Origin of the sequence: Sodalis sp. RH14, from assembly GCF_047324285.1 — a bacterium.
Classification (GTDB): domain Bacteria; phylum Pseudomonadota; class Gammaproteobacteria; order Enterobacterales; family Enterobacteriaceae; genus Acerihabitans.
The window spans coordinates 5,117,287-5,137,275 of the sequence record NZ_CP178739.1; the positions used below are offsets into that span (position 1 = coordinate 5,117,287).

Annotated in this window: 16 protein-coding genes; 7 read left to right on the plus strand and 9 right to left on the minus strand. The window is 58.8% G+C overall.

All coding sequences use genetic code 11. From position 1 onward, the window contains the following. Positions 1–103: 103 nt before the first annotated feature. A complete protein-coding gene (locus ACL2XQ_RS23295; protein ID WP_410013338.1) occupies positions 104–1,018 on the plus strand; it encodes a BadF/BadG/BcrA/BcrD ATPase family protein in 915 nt (304 codons plus the stop codon). A gap of 12 nt (positions 1,019–1,030) precedes the next feature. Further along, the gene (locus ACL2XQ_RS23300) at positions 1,031–2,149 is read left to right on the plus strand and encodes an ROK family protein (RefSeq protein WP_413721534.1); all 1,119 of its coding nucleotides are present in this window, start codon (positions 1,031–1,033) and stop codon (positions 2,147–2,149) included. A gap of 5 nt (positions 2,150–2,154) precedes the next feature. Here the strand turns inward: ACL2XQ_RS23300 and ACL2XQ_RS23305 are convergent, their stop codons facing one another. Continuing rightward, a complete protein-coding gene (locus ACL2XQ_RS23305; protein ID WP_413721535.1) occupies positions 2,155–3,240 on the minus strand; it encodes an ABC transporter ATP-binding protein in 1,086 nt (361 codons plus the stop codon). Positions 3,241–3,252: 12 nt separating this feature from the next. Continuing rightward, positions 3,253–3,855 carry a GNAT family N-acetyltransferase gene (locus ACL2XQ_RS23310; protein ID WP_413739758.1) on the minus strand — a complete coding sequence of 201 codons (603 nt, stop codon included), beginning with the start codon at positions 3,853–3,855 and terminating at the stop codon, positions 3,253–3,255. A gap of 556 nt (positions 3,856–4,411) precedes the next feature. Between ACL2XQ_RS23310 and ACL2XQ_RS23315 the strand changes: the two genes are divergently transcribed. The 4 genes from ACL2XQ_RS23315 (at position 4,412) to yjgA (ending at position 8,143) form a co-directional block, all read left to right on the plus strand. Further along, a complete protein-coding gene (locus tag ACL2XQ_RS23315; protein ID WP_413721537.1) occupies positions 4,412–5,767 on the plus strand; it encodes an extracellular solute-binding protein in 1,356 nt (451 codons plus the stop codon). 81 nt (positions 5,768–5,848) lie between these two features. Beyond that, on the plus strand, positions 5,849–6,718 hold the full coding sequence (locus tag ACL2XQ_RS23320; protein ID WP_413721538.1) for a carbohydrate ABC transporter permease: 870 nt from the start codon (positions 5,849–5,851) through the stop codon (positions 6,716–6,718). Continuing rightward, positions 6,718–7,533 (plus strand): carbohydrate ABC transporter permease, encoded by an 816-nt coding sequence (locus ACL2XQ_RS23325; RefSeq protein WP_410013332.1) that lies wholly within the window; start codon positions 6,718–6,720, stop codon positions 7,531–7,533. The genes ACL2XQ_RS23320 and ACL2XQ_RS23325 overlap by 1 nt, the downstream gene beginning before the upstream one ends. A gap of 58 nt (positions 7,534–7,591) precedes the next feature. Continuing rightward, a complete protein-coding gene (gene yjgA / locus ACL2XQ_RS23330) occupies positions 7,592–8,143 on the plus strand; it encodes a ribosome biogenesis factor YjgA (protein ID WP_410013331.1) in 552 nt (183 codons plus the stop codon). A gap of 7 nt (positions 8,144–8,150) precedes the next feature. Here the strand turns inward: yjgA and ACL2XQ_RS23335 are convergent, their stop codons facing one another. From ACL2XQ_RS23335 to aaeX, 5 genes are all read right to left on the minus strand, one after another. Further along, a complete protein-coding gene (locus ACL2XQ_RS23335) occupies positions 8,151–8,417 on the minus strand; it encodes a hypothetical protein (protein WP_410013330.1) in 267 nt (88 codons plus the stop codon). A gap of 110 nt (positions 8,418–8,527) precedes the next feature. Continuing rightward, positions 8,528–9,985: an NAD-dependent succinate-semialdehyde dehydrogenase gene (locus ACL2XQ_RS23340; protein ID WP_413727613.1), complete on the minus strand. Its 1,458-nt coding sequence runs from the start codon at positions 9,983–9,985 to the stop codon at positions 8,528–8,530. Positions 9,986–10,160: 175 nt separating this feature from the next. Next, positions 10,161–12,128: a p-hydroxybenzoic acid efflux pump subunit AaeB gene (gene aaeB, locus ACL2XQ_RS23345; protein ID WP_413739759.1), complete on the minus strand. Its 1,968-nt coding sequence runs from the start codon at positions 12,126–12,128 to the stop codon at positions 10,161–10,163. A 15-nt stretch (positions 12,129–12,143) separates the two neighbouring features. Continuing rightward, a complete protein-coding gene (gene aaeA / locus ACL2XQ_RS23350; RefSeq protein WP_413721541.1) occupies positions 12,144–13,076 on the minus strand; it encodes a p-hydroxybenzoic acid efflux pump subunit AaeA in 933 nt (310 codons plus the stop codon). Between the two features lie 7 nt (positions 13,077–13,083). Next, the gene (gene aaeX, locus ACL2XQ_RS23355; RefSeq protein ID WP_413721542.1) at positions 13,084–13,287 is read right to left on the minus strand and encodes a p-hydroxybenzoic acid efflux pump operon protein AaeX; all 204 of its coding nucleotides are present in this window, start codon (positions 13,285–13,287) and stop codon (positions 13,084–13,086) included. 347 nt (positions 13,288–13,634) lie between these two features. On the opposite strand from aaeX, the gene aaeR reads away from it, so the two are divergent. After that, on the plus strand, positions 13,635–14,561 hold the full coding sequence (aaeR, locus tag ACL2XQ_RS23360; RefSeq protein WP_410013325.1) for an HTH-type transcriptional activator AaeR: 927 nt from the start codon (positions 13,635–13,637) through the stop codon (positions 14,559–14,561). Between the two features lie 19 nt (positions 14,562–14,580). Here the strand turns inward: aaeR and tldD are convergent, their stop codons facing one another. Together tldD and yhdP are read right to left on the minus strand one after the other, a co-directional pair. Continuing rightward, the gene (tldD, locus tag ACL2XQ_RS23365; protein WP_413721543.1) at positions 14,581–16,026 is read right to left on the minus strand and encodes a metalloprotease TldD; all 1,446 of its coding nucleotides are present in this window, start codon (positions 16,024–16,026) and stop codon (positions 14,581–14,583) included. Positions 16,027–16,149: 123 nt separating this feature from the next. Then, on the minus strand, positions 16,150–19,959 hold the full coding sequence (yhdP, locus tag ACL2XQ_RS23370) for an AsmA2 domain-containing protein YhdP (RefSeq protein ID WP_413739760.1): 3,810 nt from the start codon (positions 19,957–19,959) through the stop codon (positions 16,150–16,152). Between the last annotated feature and the right edge of the window lie 30 nt (positions 19,960–19,989).

Sequence of the window (19,989 nt, forward strand, 5' to 3'; positions counted from 1 at the left end):
TGCGATTTATGTTTTTTTACCCTATCTTTTCCGCTCGACACGTCAGTTCCACAGCGTCCCTGGCGGCAATTCATGTCATCAAGAGCCAAAAGGAGGGGGAACGTTGCAAGCAAATTTTTATGTGGGCGTAGATGGCGGCGGCACGGCGTGCCGCGTGCGCCTGATCGATAGTCAGGGCCGCCTGCTGGCGGAGTGCCGGGGCGGGGCGGCCAATATTTTCAGCGCTCCGGCGCAAGCCCTGGCCACGTCGCTGGCGCTGGTGGCCGAGGCCTTTCGCCTTGCCGGCCTGCCGTTGGCGGAACAGGCCGGCGCGCGGGCGGGGTTCGGTTTTGCCGGCGCCAATGTGCAGCGCGTCAGGGAACTGGCGGAAAGCTGGCCAATGCCGTTCGCGGCCCGGCATATTGCCTCCGACGTGGAAATCGCCTGTCTTGGCGCTCATCAGGGCCGCCCCGGCGCGGTGCTGATTACCGGCACCGGCAGCCAGGCCACGGCGTATGACGGCAGCCGGTTCCATTCTATCGGCGGCTGGGGCTTTAGCCTGGGAGACCAGGGCTCGGGCGCCATCCTGGGACGTCACGCGCTGCGCCGCACATTGCAGGCCCATGAGGGCATCCTGCCGGCGTCCGCATTAACGCAGGCCCTGATGGCGGATTTCGATCATTCGCCCGAGGTCATGTTGCACTGGGCCCAGTCCGCCGGCCCCCATGACTGGGCGGCGTTTGCCCCGCGCATCTTTGATTCCGCCCGGTGCGGCGATCCGAACGGCGTTCATTTGGTGCGCCAACTGGCACTGGAGATCGATCTGATGCTAGCCTGTCTGGTGGACGCCGGCTCGCCGCGGATTGCCCTGATGGGCGGTATTTCACAGCCGGTATTGCCCTGGTTGCACCCCCGCTGGCGCCAGCATATTGTCGCACCCTGCGCGGACGCCCTGGACGGCGCGCTGCGCCTGGCCGGCGGCGCCGGACCTTACGTCCAGGCCCGGCCGGCGCACCCGTTATCGTCGTCACAAGGATAAAACAGCCCAGCTATGAGCGCGCCGACCGTATCGCCACGCATTTTACGCCTGATCGTCGAACACTCGCCTATCAGTCAATCCGACCTGAAGGTTCGCAGCGGCCTGAGCATGTCCACGGTTTCACAGGCGACCAATCGGTTATTATCGAAAGGGATTATCCATGAACTCGGACTGCGCCGGGAATCCATGGGGCGGCCCAAGATCTTGCTGGGTATCGATCCCGCCTATGCCTCGGTGGTGGGCGTACAGCTCAACGCCGAGCGCAATGTGATCGTCATGACTGATTTAGTCGGCAAGCTGATCGGCGAACAGCAGATGCCGACCGGCGCGCTAACGCCGAAACAGCTCGGCGACGCGCTGGCGAAATTCCTTAAATCGGTGGAAACCAGCAAAGTGGGCGCGATCGGCCTGGCCATCTCCGGGATAGTGGATCCCCTCAGCGGGGTGTGCATTCGTTCCAAGGTACTGGACTGGAACCATGTCCCCATCGCCGGCCTGTTATCCGAGCGTTTCGCCATACCGGTCTATATCGAAAATGACGCCAACGCCATGGCGCTGGCTTCCCTGGTGTTTGGTCAGCTGGGCGACGCGCAATCGGCCATCATCGCCACTTATGGTAAAGGGATCGGCGCCGGCATTATTCTCGAACGCCAGCTTTATCGCGGCCGGCACGGCAACGCCGGTGAAATTGGCAACGCGCTGGTCGGCGACGGGTCGGCGGCGCTTCTTGAGGAAGTGGCATCCTCCAGAGCGATATTAAACAGTATCGCCGCCACGTTGCCGGAAAATGGCCCGCCGCGCAGCCTGCAGGAGGTGGACGGCTGGCCGTCGCACCAGGTGGTGGATATCCTCACCGCCGCCGGACGGCACATCGGCATTTCGCTGGCCAACCTGTCGATCGCGTTCGATCCGGACGTGGTGTACCTGGCGATGGAGCCGCAGATGGCCTCGCGCATCCTGCTTGATCAAATCATGACGCATTTTCAGCAATACCGGCTCAAACTCACGCCGCAGGTGATCCCGCTGCGCTACCTGACGGACTCCAGCCGCATGTGGGCGCTGGGGGCGGCGGGATTTGCGGTCAACGGGCTGATCGATGCGATAGCCTCGTCCGCGGACGAGGATGCCTAGCCTGTTTAGCGGATCCGCTCACCGGATTCGCTGAACAGAAGACATTTTGCCGCATCGATGCCCAGGGTCAGTGTTTCCCCGTTGCTAATAGCGGTCAGCGCCCGCTGTTCAATCACCAACGCCTCGTCCCGCCCGGTATGCAAATACAGGTAATTGGTATGGCCCAGCCGCTCGGCAAAATCCAGCACGCCGCTAAACCGCACCTCCGCCCCTTCAGCGGCCAGGAAATGCTCCGGCCTGATGCCCAAGGTAACCGGACGATCCCGGGCCAGCGCGCCGCTCACCCGTACCACCAGGTGATCCAACCCTAGCTCGGGGACCGCCAGGCGCGCCCAGCCCGGTTCACTGCCCACCACCGTGGCCGGTAGAAAATTGATTTTCGGCGAGCCGATAAATCCGGCGACAAAGATATTATCCGGATCATGATACAACTCGAGGGGCGCGCCCACCTGTTCAATGCGGCCCTGGCGCAGCACGACGATACGATCGGCCAGCGTCATCGCTTCCAGCTGATCGTGCGTAACATAAATCATTGTATTGCCCAGCTTTTCATGCAGGCGGGCAATTTCGATACGCATTTTCAGGCGCAGCTCGGCGTCAAGGTTCGATAGCGGCTCGTCAAACAGGAAGATGCGCGGCTTACGGATAATCGCCCGGCCGATGGCCACCCGCTGGCGCTGGCCGCCGGACAGGGCGCGGGGTAAACGATCGAGGAACTCGGTAAGATGCAGCACCGCGGCGGTGCTGTTCACCTGCTGTTCAATATCCCGTTTACTGTATTTCGCCACCTCCAGCGGATAGCGCAGGTTACCGCGAACCGTCATATTGGGATACAACGCATAAGACTGGAATACCATGGCGATGCCGCGATCGGTCGGCGCGCTGTGGGTAATATCCTGGCCATCGACGCTCAGGGTTCCGCCTGATATTTCCTCCAGACCGGCAATCATCCGCAGCAGGGTCGATTTACCGCAGCCGGAGGGACCGACAAATACCACAAATTCGCCGCTGTGGATCTGCAGATCGATGCCGTGGATAACATTGATTTTGTCATAGGATTTTTTTATCCCCCGAAGCTCTACGTTGGCCATCTATGTCCCCGTTTACAGTATTTGTCCCATATAGATGGCCTGGCTCCGGTGCAACAACCGGAACCCGAGCCGTTCATAAAACGCGCAGACGGGTTCATTCTTCAGGCTCACGCCGAGGTGAACGCCTGTGACGCCGGCGCGCCGCAGCGCCTCCAGCTCCGCTTCAATCATCCGCCGTCCCTGGCCGCCGCCCTGGGCCTGCGGCAGGATATTGATATGCAGGTGCGCCGGATACTGCTCGAGCAGGCCGGCTTCCTTGCTCTGCGGCTGGCGAATAAAATCCAGCACGCCTTCATCGAGCGGCAACAGCGCCCGGCGATCGGCCAGTTTTTCCCTAAGCCCCGGCCACCAGTCGCGCTGCAGCCGCTGCTCGAACGCCGCGGTATCGCGCGCGGCGACGACATACCCGAGGATATGGCCGTTTTCCTCCAGAACAAACGCCAGTTCCGGTTCAAAAATGGCGTACGGCATCACGAAACGCAGCCCGGGATAAGCCGGATCGCTGTAAAGCGCACTGGCGTCCGTGCCGGCATTCGCGGTTTTCAGGCAGATCTCAGACAGCGCGGCGCGATCGCGCTCCGCGGCCTGCCTGATCAAAAATGGGGAAGAGGACATAACAACCGGTCTCCATTGCGTTCCCAGGAATAAGGATTAATACACTAAGGAAAACATACTTAGTTCGCAAGTTATAATAATTATATTATATGGTTCAAAAAAATGACGGCAATCGCAACATCAACGCCACCAGACATAAAAGTGATGACCGCTTGCTGGGTGAATATCTTTAATGATGCATAATCATCGGTTTAGGATTTTACCGCTGAAAATACCGCGCCATCAGGGCGCTAAACTATAAGATAAAATGATAGAGCGATAAATAACTTAATGAAATACAAAACAAAAAAATGAACCCTTTACTTTTCGGTATAGAGATCCGTTATGCTGTCTCCTGATTGTTTTATCTCTCGATTGTCCTTGAATTCATTCTGTAGCCAGTTCTTTTATCCTGTATCCGCGCCGGACCGGCGATAAACAAAAGAACATTGACTTTATTTTTACCATAAAGTAAGTATTAAAGGAGAACCTGTCAGCCGTTTTCCGCCGGTGAATCCATGTCGTTTTCTCCCCGGCGCAATGGGCTTATTATCCTGTGATGGAGGTCAAAACCACCATGTCCTATTTAGTCACTACTTCCCGCCGGTCCTCTTACCGCGCAGACGGACTTTCCCTCCATCGCATCAAGCTGGCGCTGGCGGGAAGCCTGCTCGGTCTCTGCGCGCTCAGCGGCGCGCAGGCGCAAACCCTCACCACCTGGGATGTATGGAACTACCCCGCCCAGGATGCGTTGATGAAGCAGACCGTTACGCAGTTTGAGCAGCAAAATCCCGGTCTGAAGCTCGATCGTTCCGTCCATGCCTCCGCCGATACGCGCATCCCGCTGAAGCTGTCGCTGACCTCCGGCGAAGGCCCGCAGGTGGCGCAGGTTAATCAGGGCGGCGGCGATATGGGCGCGTTGGTACATGAAAAACTGCTCTATTCCTTGGATGATTACGCCAAAACCTATCATTGGGAGCAGCGGTTCCCCGCCTCCATTCTAAAACGCAACCGGTGGTCGGATCATAATGACTTCGGCGAAGGACATCTGTATGGGGTGGCCAGCCTCGGGGAAATGGTCGGCTTGTACTACAACAAGAAATTGCTTGATCAGGCGGGCGTCGCGGTGCCAAAAAATATGGACGAGTTTGAGGCGGCCCTGCCAAAACTGCAGCAGCAAGGCATCGCGCCCATGATGATGGGATTGCTTGACAGCAACGGCGGGCCCCATTTGCTGATGATGCTCTGGCAGGATCAAATCGACAGCAAGGATCGAAAACCCCTTGACGATCTGATCTATGGCAAAGGCGGCACGTTCCATGATGCGAAACTGTTAAAGGCCGCCACGTTAATGAAAACCTGGGCGGACAAGGGGTATTTCTTCCCCGGCTACCAGGGCATCGGCAACGATGACGCCGCCACGCTGTTCCAGAACGGCCAGGCGGCCTTTTTTATCAGCGGCACCTGGTACATGGGGCAACTACAGGAAAACAAAGATATCCACTTCGCCGACCTGCCGCCGTTTCCCGGCGTGACATCACCGCTGATGGTGGGCGGCACCGATTTGCCATTCTCTATTACCTCCACCGCCAAGACCCAGCAGCAGCGTGATATCGCGGCCAAATTCATCAATTACCTGGTCTCCGACCACATGGCCGAGGCCTGGCTGAAGGCGGGTTTCCTGCCGGCCAGCGCCGATAAAAACGCCAAAATTCCGGCTGATAACCCGTTATTGGCCGAGATCTACCGAGTCTGGATCAAGGTCAGCGACTATGACGGCCTGGGCCATTATATCGACTGGGCCACCCCCACCATGATCAACGCGCTGCAAGAGCATGTGCAACTGTTGCTGGCGGGCAAGGAGAGCCCGCAGCAGTTAACCGACAAACTCGATGAGAACTATCAGCAATACATCAAGACGCTAACGCATTAACCCCAGGACGCCGCTCCGGTGCGCGGGCATAACGCGGGCCGGGACGGCGGCTCCTTTTATTTCGCATCAAGAGGCGTATCAATGCTTAATAAGTCCAGTTTGCAAAATATGCTGTACATTTTGCCCTCGCTGCTTATCTACTCGGTGTTTTTATTGATACCCCTGCTGATCACCTTTTGGGCCAGCCTGACCGAATGGGACGGCACCTCATGGCCGGTCTTCATCGGCCTTGGCAACTATATCCGCATGCTGCTCGACCCCGTGTTCTGGATCTCCATCGGCAATAACGCCCTGCTGCTGCTGTTTTACACTTTATTTCCGATTATCATCGGCCTGGCATTATGCAGTTTCCTAAGCGACGCCCGTCCCGCCGAGCGCGGTTTGCTGCGCATCCTGTTTTTCCTGCCGTATATCATGCCGATGGCGGTGCTCGGCGTCGTTTGGCGCTGGCTGTATAACCCGGCGTTCGGCCCGATCGATCAGCTGTTGCGCGCCATCGGGCTGCCGCACCTGGCCCGCGCCTGGCTGGGCGATTTCGACTGGGCGCTGGCGGCGGTGGGCATGGTGGCCACCTGGTATTTCTTTGGTTTCTGCCTGGTGCTGTTTATGGCGGGCATCCAGCGCATGGACCCGTCGTTGCTGGAAGCCGCCGAGCTGGAAGGATCGTCCCATCGGCAAAAATTCATGCGCATCACCCTGCCGTCATTACTGCCGGAAATTCGCGTCGCGCTGCTGCTGACGGTGATTGCCGGCATCAAGGCCTTCGATCTGGTGTACGTAATGACGCGTGGCGGTCCCGGCACATCTACCCTGGTGACCAATATTTATATGTTCCAGCAGGGGTTTGATTTACGCCATTTCGGTTATGCCTCGGCGGTGGCGATTGTCGGTATGGGACTGGTTTTTATTATCAACGGATTGATTCACTTTGCTATTCGGGAGCGACGCTAATGCGCGGTATTCCATTGTATACGCGGGGCTTGTTGTGGCTGTTTGCCCTCATTACCATCCTGCCGTTCGCCCTGGCGTTGTTAACCTCGTTCAAAACACAAACGGAACTGTTCCAGGGGGTATTTACCCTGCCCTCCGGCCTCAGTTTTGCCAACTACATTTCCGCCTGGCGCGACGGTCATTTCCAGATTTATTTTACCAATTCCGTGCTGGTGGTATTCCCGGTGATTATCATCAGCCTGCTGGCGGGTATTCCCTCCGGTTTCGCCTTCGCATTTTTGCGGCTGCCGGCGAAAAAATTTATCGCATTCCTGCTGGCCATCGGCATGGTGCTGCCGTCGGAAGCCTATATTATCCCGCTGTATCATGAGATCCACTGGATCGGGCTGAATAATAATTATCTGGCGTTAATACTGCCGCAGGTGGCGATGTCGATTCCTTTTACCACCCTGATGGTGGCCAGCGCCTTTTCACAGGTGCCGAAAGAGTTACTGGAAGCGGCGGTAATGGACGGGGCGAGCCGCTGGAAAATCTTGTGCGGCCTGCTGGTCCCGGCCATTGTGCCCACCTTGTCCACCCTGGCCCTGCTACTGTTTATCTGGACCTGGAACGAGTTCCTCATTCCCCTGATCCTGGTGAATAAAGAAGAGCTGCGCACCTTGCCTATCGGCATGATGTTTTTCCAGAATCGCAATACCATCAATATTCCGGTGCTGATGGCGGGCGCCACCATCGCCATATTGCCCCTGGTGGCGGTATTTTTACTGTTCCAACGCAGATTTATTCATGGCATCACCGAAGGTGCGGTAAAATAAGGGCGTGGATCCTCACGCGCAACCTGTTAGGATTAGCCTCTTTTTGAGGAACCGTATCATGAGTAAATTACCGGAAGACTGGCAAGACGAACAGCCCGCGGCGCAGCCCGCCGAAGAAGACGACGACGAGATTATCTGGGTCAGCAAAAGCGAAATCAAACGCGATGCCGAAGCCCTGAAGGAACTTGGCGTCGAACTGGTCGATCTTGGCAAGAACGCATTGGAAAAAATCCCGCTGGACGATGACCTGCTCGCCGCCATAGAACTGGCGCAGCGCATCAAAAAAGAGGGGCGCCGCCGCCAGATCCAGCTGATTGGCAAGATGCTGCGCGCACGCGATCCCGAGCCCATCCAGCAGGCGCTGGATAAGCTGAAAAACCGTCACAACCAGCAAATCACCCTGTTCCATAAGCTGGAAAACCTGCGCGACCGCCTGATAGATCAGGGCGACGACGTGGTGGAGGAAGTGATGGCGCTGTATCCCGAGGCGGACAGGCAGCAGTTGCGTTCGCTGGTGCGTAATGCGCAAAAGGAGAAAGCGGCCAACAAACCCGCCAAGACCTCCCGCCAGATTTTCCAGTACCTGCGTACCGTCGCCGGCGATAAATAAGCCGGCGTCAGCGCAGGTTAAAGCGCAGCCGGCCGTCCAGCTCCTCTTCCGCCTCGTCAAACAAGAGGATCAACGCGCCGAAACGGCGTTTTTTTGAAGCATTAAGATGCACGAACTCTATTTCCACCGGCAGCGGCAGCCGGCTGGTAACGGTTTGCCATAAATCGTCCAGATTGGCGGCGCACGGCTCGCTCAGGGAGAACTGACGGCCAAAATCACGGTAAAAGGCCGGCAGATCGGGTATCTGGTTAAAATCAAAGGATACTTTCCCCATCAAGCTTTCTCCGCACTGCAGGTTGTTAATTTTATGTTGCCCATCGCTCCGTCAGTATGCCACACAACGATTACCGGTCATGGTGTAAAAGTGGCGGCGCAAAAAATTAATCATAAGCCACCAAGATGCAGCGTTTTCACTTCCAGGTAATCGTCCATGCCAAGCACGGAACCTTCCCGGCCCAGTCCGGATTCCTTGACGCCGCCAAACGGCGCCACCTCGGTCGATACCGCGCATTCATTTACGCCCACCATGCCGCTTTCCAGCCGGGCGGACACACGAAATACGCGCTGCAGGTTTTGCGTATAGAAATAGGCCGCCAGACCGAACGGCGTATTATTGGCGCGTTCGATCACTTCCTCCTCGGTGTCAAAGCGGAAACACGCCGCCACGGGACCGAAGGTTTCCTCATGCGCCAGCTTCATCTCCTCACTGGCGTCCCTGATAACCGTAGGCTGGAAAAAATTACCCCCGAGCTGATGCGGCTTGCCGCCGGTAACCGCCCGTCCGCCTTTGGCCAACGCGTCGGCGACGTGCTCCTGCGCTTTTTCCAGGCCGGCGCGGTTAATCAACGGCCCGACCACCACGTCCTGCTCCATGCCGTTACCAACCTTTAACCGCTCCACCTCGCGCGCCAGGCGGGAAACAAATTCGTCGTAGACGCCGGACTGGATATAAAAACGGTTCACGCTGACGCATACCTGGCCGGCGTTGCGGAATTTATTGGCGATGGCGCCCTTTACCGCGGCGTCGATATCCGCATCGTCAAACACAATATACGGCGCGTTGCCGCCCAGTTCCATGGAGATCTTTTTCATAGTGTCGGCGGCGTTGCGCATCAGCGTCTTGCCCACCGCGGTGGAACCGGTAAAGGTCACCTTGCGCACGCGGTCGCTCGCCATAATGGCGTCGCTGATGGCGTGGGTATCCCCCGCCACGCCGTTAACCACCCCTGGCGGCACGCCGGCCTGCTGCGCCAGCGCCAGCAGGGCGAAGGCGGACAGCGGCGTATTGTTGGCCGGTTTTATCAGCGCGGTACATCCCGCCGCCAGCGCCGGCCCAAGCTTGCGCGTCAGCATGGCCAGCGGAAAGTTCCACGGCGTAATGGCCGCCACCACGCCCACCGGTTCGCGGGTGGCGAAAATCCGGGAATGCGCTTTGGCCGGTGGGATGATCTCGCCGTTAACGCGCTTGGCCTGCTCGGCGAACCATTGGATAAAGCTTGCGGCATAGGCGACTTCGCCCTGCGCTTCCTTAACCGGTTTTCCCTGTTCCGCCGTCATCAACCGCGCCAGATACGCCTGGTTCTCCATAATCAGGCCGTACCAGCGGTACAGAATTTCAGAACGTTCCTTGGCGGTTTTGGCGCGCCAGGCGGGGAACGCCGCGTCGGCGGCGGCGATGGCGGCCTCGGTTTCCCGTTTGCCGCTTTTGGCCACGTTGGCGATAAGCTGGCCGGTGGCCGGATTCACGACCTCAAAGGTGTCCTGAGCGCCCAGCCATTCGCCGTTGACCAGATAGCCGGTCTTGAACAGCGGGTGGTCCTGTAGGTGTAAGTGCTCGCTCATTGTTATCCTCCCCTTTATGCCCCCCGTCGCGGGACGGCGTGCAGTTGCGGTGTAACGCCCCGGCCGCCGCAGGATACCGGCTCCCGGACGCGCCGCGGCGTAAGAAATATGGTTTAAGTATAGATGCTGGTTGCGGGATGGGCGGCCGGGTACGGGGAAAAGCCGCCCCGGCGGGTTAATCGCTGAGCGCGTGACGGTAACGGAACAGGGTGTCGGTCAGGCGCCGCACGGATTCGGTAATATCGGGCGTTGCCTGGTAATGAAGCAGTTTGTCATGATAAATACGCAATTCCGCCAGTAATTGATCGAAATGTTTCCGGCGGCGGATGTCGCTGCGGGCGACCAGCACCCGGTCGGCGGTGGCGCGGATCTGGCGATGGTACGCCGAGAGATCGGCATTGGCCGGAATATCCGCCAGGCGCAGGCGCTGGTGGATAATGATAAGCGTCAGCGCCAGGCGGTATTTGGCGATATCTGCGGGGAATAGCGTCAGTAGCTGGAACAGCTGCTGGTACAGCGCCGGCAGATGATTTTCCTGGCGCCGCGCCTTGTTGGTGGACAGGGCCGATACCGCGCCGTACACAAAGCGGTTCAGCAATACCCGGCCGATGCGCGCCTTGGAACCGTCCCGGATGAGCAGGATCACCAGCGTCGCCAGGCCGCAGCCGATAATCTGGCCGATGGCGCTGTCGAGGAAGGTGTTAATGGAAAAGCTCATGGGATTGGCCAGCACCAGCACATTGATGGTCCCCGCCAGGGTGCCGAGCGTGCCGAGGCGCCGCTTTTGCACCTCGATGCCGATGATAAACGCCAGTACCCCCAGCGCAATGCACAGCAACAGCAGACTTTGCTGGGTGGCGGGCATGATCACCATATAATACAGCGCGCCGATGGGCAGCGCCGCCGACATGCCGATCATAAAATCCTTGCAGACCATCCAGGGGTTGGGCAAGCGCATGGCCAGCGACGTCACCACGGCAATCATCACCATGCAGCTGCTGCCGGACGTCCAGCCGGTCCAAAGCCAGAACAGGCAGCCCAGCGCGGTGGCGACGCCGGTGCGCAGTCCGTTAATCATGGCGTGATGCCGTTCGGCGGAGGGGGCCGAAATGATCACCTGATCGACCAGCACCTGCTCCTCAATTTTGCTGATACGCGCGTTGCTCTTTACCCCTTTCGCCAGCAGCAAAAACCGGGTTGCCGCGCCCACCCAGGTATACAGGACCTGCGGGGTATCGCGGGCGGGCGTGGCGGCGATGACCTGGCGCATCAGCTTCATGCGCTTATGGATATCCCCCACGGTGTCCACCGGCTCGTTTAACAGCAGCCGCAGATGCGGCGCGATAAAGTCAGGGCGCAACTGCAAGATCAGGAAGGCTTCGCAGGCCTGGGTAATCAGGGTCAGCGACAGGGTATTGATCGCGCGCAGGCGCCGGTTGCAGCGCTGCCAGCGCGAGGATTCCATCATCAGGTTGACGCGCATGCCGTCGAGGGCGGTGGTAAATTTCACCAGATCGCCCCAGGCTTTATCCACCTCTTCTTTCGCCGCGCCGTTAAGGCACAGTAGCAGCAGTCGGTACTGATCCAGCAGTAGCTGGTCCACCGCCCGGTCGATATCCTGTTTTATCGAGCGGGGCGAAAACAGGATATCCGCCAGGATGGCGCAGACGATACCCAGCACGATTTCGCTGCAGCGCTCAACGGCAAACTGCGGTGTCACCTGGGGCTGGCTTTGGATACTGACGATAATAATCAGCGCGGTGTATCCGGCCAGGCCCAGGGCATAGGAATTCTGTACCCGCACCACCGTGGAGATCCACATGCAGGCGCCGGCCCAGATACAGCTTAACAGCAGCATCACCACCGGGGCGCGGATGGTGAGGGTAATAATCACCAGCGCCCCGGCGCAGCCGATAAAGGTGCCGATGATGCGCAGCATGCCGCGATGGCGGATAGCGCCGGCAAAAGGCTCGCCGCCGGCGGCAAAGGCCGGGCCGGCGGCCACGATGGCGGCGGTCAGCACCGACCAGCGCGGCGTTTCCAACTGGAAATGAAAGCCCAGGAACAACGCCAGCAGAATGGCAAAGGTGAGCTTGACCGCAAAACGGCAGCGGAAAAATATCGGCGCCAGCAGTTGCAACATTATCGGGCCATCCGTTTAGCCGAACTCGCGCAGGCGATGCATCAGTTGCATCATCGGCGACAGCTCGCGCCGGTCGCGATCCTTACTGCCGGTGATCACCACCGTCGCGGTGGTGCCGGCCGGATAAAGATCTCCCTGCTGCGCGTCGAGGCGGATTTTAACCGGTACCCGCTGCGCCAGCCGCACCCATTCCAGGTTGGAGTCCACGGTCGCCATGCCCTTGGCATCCACGGCGCTGCTGCTGTTGGTCACCCCGGCGGCAATGCTGTCCACCGTGCCGTAGAGCACCAGATTGCTGCCCAGCGGCGTGATTTCCACACGAAAGCCCGGACGCACTTTTTCCAGTTTGGTTTCTTCCATATAGGCCAGCAGGTAGAACGAATTGCGTTTCACCAGCGCCACCGACACCGTGCCGCGGGTGATAAATTCACCGGCATGCACATTGAGGTTGGTGATCCAGCCTTCAGCGGGCGCGCGCACCGTGGTGCGCTCCAGGTCAATTTTCGCCAAATCCCTGACCGCCACCGCTTTCGCCAACTGATGGCCGACGGTGGTCAAATCATTGCTGGACTGATCGATGGCTTCCTGCGACATGGCATTGGTGCCCAACCGCAGCCGGCGTCCCGCCTCGCGACGTTTCTCGGCCACCAGGGCCTGGTAATAATCTACATCGGCCTGCGCTTCGTCCAGCGCCTGCTGGTAGCGCGGCTGATCGACCACGAACAGTACCTGCCCCCGCGTCACCAGTTGGTTATCGCTCACCCGCACATCGGTCAGCAGGCCGCTGACATCCGGGGAGATCGCCACCACATCGGCGGTAAATTTGGCATCGCGCGTCCAGGGCGATTCGGTATAGAACACCCATGCCCGGAAAATGGCGACGGCGGCAATCAGTACCAATAGCAGAGTAATCGCAATCCTGATTATTTTTATTGCAACAGTTTTCACAGCGACCTCAAACAAAAAGACACGAAATCAGATAAAACACGCAGCAATACAACGCGGTATTAAACAAGGCCGGATGCCAGACGAAATCGTAAATGCCCGTCGGCTGCAATAGGCGACGCAGCAGCATGAACACGGCCATCGACACCAGCAGCTCAAAAAACACCGGGGGAAACGACAGGCCGAAGATCACCATAACCGGCAGCAAACTCATGACATTTTCCTTACCTTTTCCCGTTTGACCGTTGCCGGCAACCCCAAACGCGTCCCGCCCGCCACGGCATCCTTCCTCACGGCCATGGGCGGCATTCGCGGATGTTAACGCGGCTAAGTATAGAACTCAGGAAGGTGATCGAGGTTTATTCCCGGCGGATAAAACGCACTGAGACCGTGTGGCGAAAACGCCCCCACAATGTTACTGTTTATTTCAAAGCAATAAAGACATCTGAAAAACAGGGGCGGCAATGCGCGATCAGATGAACCGACGGGTATATAGTAGCCTTTACTGACTGGCATTTTCAATATTATGTGATCTAAATCACTTTTCACTCAGGCTTAACAATGGAAAGACTGAAACGTATGATGGTATTCGCCAAGGTGGTGGAAGGCGGCTCGTTTACCTCCGCCGCCCGGCAACTGCAGATGAGCGTATCGTCCATCAGCCAGACCGTGGCGAAACTGGAAAACGAACTGCAGGTAAAACTGCTTAACCGCAGCACCCGCAGCCTGGGCCTGACCGAGGCCGGCAAGATTTATTATCAGGGCTGCCGCCGTATGCTGCTGGAGTTCCAGGAGGTGCATGAGCAGCTCTACGCTTTTAACAATACCCCGATCGGCACGCTGCGCGTCGGCAGTTCGTCCACCATGGCCCATAACGTCCTGGCGACCATCACCGCCGATATGCTGAAGGAATATCCGGGACTGTCGGTAAACCTGGTAACCGGCATACCGGCGCCGGATTTGATCGCCGACGGCTTGGATCTGGTGGTGCGGGTGGGCGCGCTGCAGGATTCCAGTCTTTTTTCACGCCGTCTCGGCGCCATGCCGATGGTGGTTTGCGCCGCCAAAAGCTACCTGGCCGCCCACGGCACGCCGGAAAAGCCCAGCGATATGGCTAATTTTTCCTGGCTGGAATATGACGTCAGGCCGGACAGCGAATTCGAGCTGGTGGCCCCGGAGGGTATCACCCTGCATCTGGCGCCGCAGGGCCGTTTCGCCACCAACGACTCACAGACGCTGATCCGCTGGCTGACCGCCGGCGCCGGCATCGCCTATGTGCCGATCATGTGGGTTCTGGATGAGATAAAGCAGGGCAATGTGGAGATTTTATTCAATCGCTATCTTTCCGACCCGCGGCCGGTGTATGCGGTGTATACCCAGAAGGATAAATTGCCGCTGAAGGTGCAGGTGTGCATCAACGCCATGCATGAATACTTTAACAATGTCACGGCGGTCTACCAGGCGTTCCGCCAGGATACCATGTTCTGATATCCCGGCGGGGCAGGACTCAGGCGGTGCCGCCGACGGTGATATTGTCGAGCTTAAGCGTGGGCTGGCCGACGCCGACCGGCACGCTCTGGCCTTCCTTGCCGCACACGCCGACCCCTTTATCCAGCGCCAGGTCATTGCCGACCATGGAGATTTTCTGCATCGCCTCGATGCCGGAACCGATCAGGGTCGCGCCTTTAACCGGATGGGTTACCCGGCCGTTTTCGATCAGATAGGCCTCGGACGTGGAGAAAACAAATTTGCCGGAGGTGATATCCACCTGGCCGCCGCCGAAGTTGGGCGCATACAGGCCATATTCGACGCTGGCGATAATCTCCTCGGGCGTGGACTGACCGGCCAGCATATAGGTGTTGGTCATGCGCGGCATCGGCAAATGCGCGTAGGACTCGCGCCGGCCGTTGCCGGTGGGCGCTACGCCCATCAGCCTGGCATTGAGCTTATCCTGCATATACCCTTTGAGAATGCCGTTTTCGATCAGCATATTATATTGTCCGGGCACCCCTTCGTCATCGATGGCAAGCGAACCGCGCAGGCCGGCCAGCGTGCCGTCATCCACCACGGTGCATAACGGCGAGGCCACCAATTGGTCCATCTGTCCGCTGAACACCGAGCTGCCGCGACGGTTAAAATCGCCTTCCAGTCCGTGGCCCACCGCTTCATGCAGCAGCACGCCAGGCCAGCCGGCGCCCAGCACCACCGGCATGGCACCGGCCGGCGCCGCCACGGCGGACAGATTAACCAACGCCATGCGCACCGCTTCCCGCGCCCAGCTGTCGGCACGCACGTCGCCGTCGACGCTCTCAAGGAAAAAGTCATAACCAAAACGGCCGCCGCCGCCGCTGGAACCACGCTCGCGTTTGCCGTCCTGCTCAACCTGAACGCTGATGGACAGGCGCACCAGCGGGCGCACATCCGCCGCCAGGGTACCGTCGCTGGCCGCCACCAGGATCTGTTCATACACGCCGGACAGGCTGGCATTCACTTCCTGCACCCGGGGGTCGGCGGCGCGCGCGACTTTATCCACCCGATGCAATAAGGCGATTTTCTCTTCACGCGGCAGGCTGTTAAGCGGATCACGCTGCGTATAGAGGGATTTATAAGGAACTTCGCCCAGGGTATGCACCCGGCCGTTGCCCTGCTCGCTGACAATGCTGCGCGCCGCGTTGACGCTTAATTGCAACGCGTTAAGGGTGAGCTGATCGGCATAGGCGAAGCCGGTTTTTTCCCCGCTGACCGCACGCACGCCGACACCCTGGTCAATGTTATAGGATCCATCTTTGATGATGCCGTCCTCAATCACCCAGGACTCGTGGTAGCTGGATTGGAAATAGAGATCGGCATAATCCAGACGACGTTCGCTCATCTGGCCTAACAGCGAAAAAAGATCTTCGTGACTCAGGTTGTTGGCCGCGAGTAATTGCTCACTGACAAAAGTCAGACTCATAGGTTTTCACTCTTATTAATGATGGATTGGCCAGCAACGGCTGGAATAATAATCGTATTAACAATCGTTATAGTCATATTTATAGACTGCGGCAATTCAACGCCGGCGTCAAATGCACGCTGATTATTTACTATGACCCGCCGGTGTGCGCGGCTGGCGCAGCACTTCCTCGATTTTCGGCTGATCCAGGCTGCCGGTGATGTGATAGCGAATCACCGAGATTTTGTTCCACAGCGGCGCCAGGACCTTGCTGGCGGCGAATACCGCGGCGCCGACCACCGGATTGATGGCAAACGCGGCGGCAACCCCGACGGTGGCGGAGATTTCCGGCGCTATCACCGCTTCCATATCAATGCGCTGCGCGTTCAAATCCACCTGGCCGTTCATGGCGATGTCCGCTTCCAGGCCATCAATCAGCGAGTCGTTGGTATGCAGCACACCGTCTTTAATCCAGGCGGTACCTTTAATGGAGTCAAAATAGAATCCTTTACCGAAGGTGTCGCGGAAATCGAACTGGAGCTTGCGCAACAGCGCGTCGAAGCTAATCAGGCGCAATAGCCTGCCCGCCTGGCCGCTGCTGAGATTATCGATCTTGCCTTTGCCGAGATTGGTGTGCAATACGCCGTTCAGGCTGGCGATCTCGGGTGTCCAGGGCAGCGACTGCCAGTGCAGATCGTAATCCAGGTTAAAAGGCGCGTCGCGCAATGGGGTGTCGATGCCGACATAGTCCGCCGCCTCGCCGATATTTTTACCGCTCAGTTTGCCTTTGACCGAGGTCAGGTTTTGCCGGCCGGTGCGCGACCATCCGCCCTCAAGCGTCAGCCGGGATTTGCCGGTATCCACCAGGCCATGGCTCAGCGCCAGGGTATTTTTCTGCGGCGTCACATCCGCCTCGACCCGGCCCAGATTTTGCCCCAGCAGCCAGCACTCCTGGCAGCGCAGCTGCAGTGCCGGCCAGTCGCTAAAGCCGGCGGCCGGGTCGTCATCCTGGAAGAGCGTATCGCCAGCCGCGCCGTTTTTCGGCCACAGCGGATTATAATAAAGGTAACGGATATCCGCCCGCCAGGGGCCTTGGTTCGCTAGCGCCAGCTTGCCGTCGATTTCCTTGCCGCGGGCTTCAACGACGCTGCCGCCCAGGGTATTGCGGCGCGTCAGCGACAGCGCGTGCCATTGCTGGCCGCCCAGGGCCAATAACGGCGTATTCAGCGTCAGGGCATCCGGGAAACGGAACCGGCTGGCCACCGCTTTGCCCGCCGAGCGGGACTGCGGCGTCATTAACGCCAGCCATTTTTCGCCGTCCAGCGCCGGTAGATTCAGCGTCAGGCTTTTACCGTCCGGCAGCGGCGGTATCCTGGCGTTATCGGTGGCCCACGCGCCGCGCGCAAGCGTAACCAGCTTGCCCAACTGCCATTCGCTGTTAAAGGCATTATTCTTGCCGGCATGCCCGCTCAACGTAAAGCCCGTCAGCCCGCCCTGGGCCTTGACCGCTAATGGGAACGGCTGGCCGGCCGCTTTATCCAATGGCGCAGGTAAGTGACTGCTTACATTTTTTAAATCGGCGGTGACATCCACGGTATACGCGGGTTTGCCTTGCAACGGCAAGGTTATCGCCATCACGCTCTGCCAGGAGGCCCGTCCCCCCAGCGCTTTCGCCATGGGTTCAGGCAGGCCGGACAGATGGGCCACCGACCAGTCCCCTTGCATATCGACGTTGATATCAAAGCTTTTTTGCAGTTCTTGCGTCGTGAAACGCACCGCTACCGGCTGTCCCAGCCACTGCGCCGACAGCATATCGCTGTCCAGGTTGCCATTATGGTAGCGGAACTGGCCGTTCAGGTTGTTCATGGTGGTGCCCAACGGCTTAATCAGCAGGCTGTTGTCAGCCAGATTCACCTGACCCGATGCGGTGACTGCCTGGCCGCTAAGGGGTATGGATAGGTGTAAGTCCCCACTAACATTGCCGCCGACCTGCAGCTCGGCAAGCGCCGCGCCAAGGGATTTCTGCAGCGGAGTCTGGTTAAAATAGGCGCCGATGGCCGGGCCGGACCCGCTGACATCAGCATCCACCAACAGCAGCTGTTTGGAATAATCGGGGATGGCGGCCACGATATTACTGCCGGTCGCCTCGCCCAGCTTCGCCTGCGGCGCGCGCATAAACAAACCGTCGTTCAGGAAGTCCAGATCGATACTTAGATCGGTCAGCCGCGGCCAGCCGGGTTCAAATTCATAGTCCGCATGGCGCAGCGGCACCAGTACCTCGAATTGCCCGTCGTTATGCTTAAACGGGAATTGTTTGGGATCGCCGGCAAAGACCAGCGTGGCGTTATCCACCTGCCCGCCTTTCAACGCGCCGGTGAGGTAATTGACCAGGTGGGTGCCCATTAACGGCTCGGGAAAATAGCGCCAGACCTGGGCGGCATCATACAAGCGCAGACCGGACAGCACATCCAGCCACGGATTACCGTTGAGGGGCTGATGAAAATAAAAGTCCCCGGTCGCCCACAGCGAGGTGGCCTGCAGATCGATATCGCTGCCCCATAACCGCAGGCCCTGCTCATCATTGCGCCAGTCAAGGGCGGCCCTGGCCCGCTGCACTTCCAGCGGCGCGCGAAACATATCTTTATACGGCAAGGTGCTGTTATCCAGCGCCAGGTTTAGCCGGCCGGCGGCAAGGGTTCCCGCCACCGAACCGCCGACATGATCCACGCCGGGCAGGAGTTGCCATTGCTGCCAGCTGAGATCGCGCCAGTCGCTCTGGAAACGGATTTTTTCCGGGTTATTAAGCGGAATATCCAGCGCCAGGGTGGACAGTACCCCTTTGGGCTGCAGATCCTGCCAGCGGGCGCGCAGGTTGGGTGTAATAATGGATATCAGCGGCAAGAAGGGACTGAAACGCTGCAGCTCCAGGTTTTTCGCCCGCAGGCGGATTTCCCCGGCCCTGTCGGGCGCGAACAGATGATTCTTTTCCGGCAGCCAGAACAGCGAGAGCGCGCCGGGCGCCCAGGATTCCCCGTCGGTGGCGATGTTGAGCACCGGCACGTCCATTTGCCATCCGTCGCCCTGTTTGCTCAGGTGCAGGGCCAATTTCGCCACATCCACGCGGTGGTCCTGGCCTCCGTCCTGCCAGCTAGCCGTCCCCTGGCTGAAAAAGGCGTCGCCGCCGGTAATATCGCCATGATCCAGGCTCAGCCAGGCGGCCAGGCTGAAATCGGCCCGTTGCAAACCGGTCTGGCTTTGCACCCACTGGCTGAACCATGGCTTGAGATTGATATTATCGGCCTGCAAGTAGATTTTGCCGTTATCCAGCAGACCGTTTTCATCATTGAGGTCCATGCGCAACTGGATCGCGCCCTGCTGCACATCAACGTTGGATAAGGCTATCTGTCCTTCCGCCCGGTGGCGCTGGCGTGAGTTGAGCCAGGTCAGTTGCGGCACCGAAAGCATGGTGCGCTCCCCCGAGGGCGTCAGGAAAGAGAGCTCGCTGTCGCGCAGGATAAAGTGGTCGAACTGATGTAAAAACAGATCGGAAAGCTGGTCGGATTTAATGGGGCTGCCCTGATGGTCGCGGCCCAGCAGGGTGGTATTTAAATCCAGCTGCAATCGATAAAACGTGACGTCGCGAAATTGCCAGCGCCAGTGCAGCAGCGATTGCCAGACGTCCAGGGCCAGGGTAACGCGCTGGATACGCAACTGTTCATCGGCGGTAACGGATTCAATGGCGCGGATATCAAGCGTCGGGCCGAAGGACTGCCAGGTGCCGTGCATTTCACGGATCTGGACATTGAGTCCGGTAGCGGTGTTTAGGGTTTGGACAATTTGCGGGCGAAAGCTGTCCAGATGGGGCAACGCCAGGCGTAACGCACTGACCGCTAATGCCACCAGGACAATCAGGGTTGCACATAGGGCCAGCAATATCCCCGGCAGTCGCTTCACGCCTTTCTCCTTGCTTCCCGTCGCACCGCT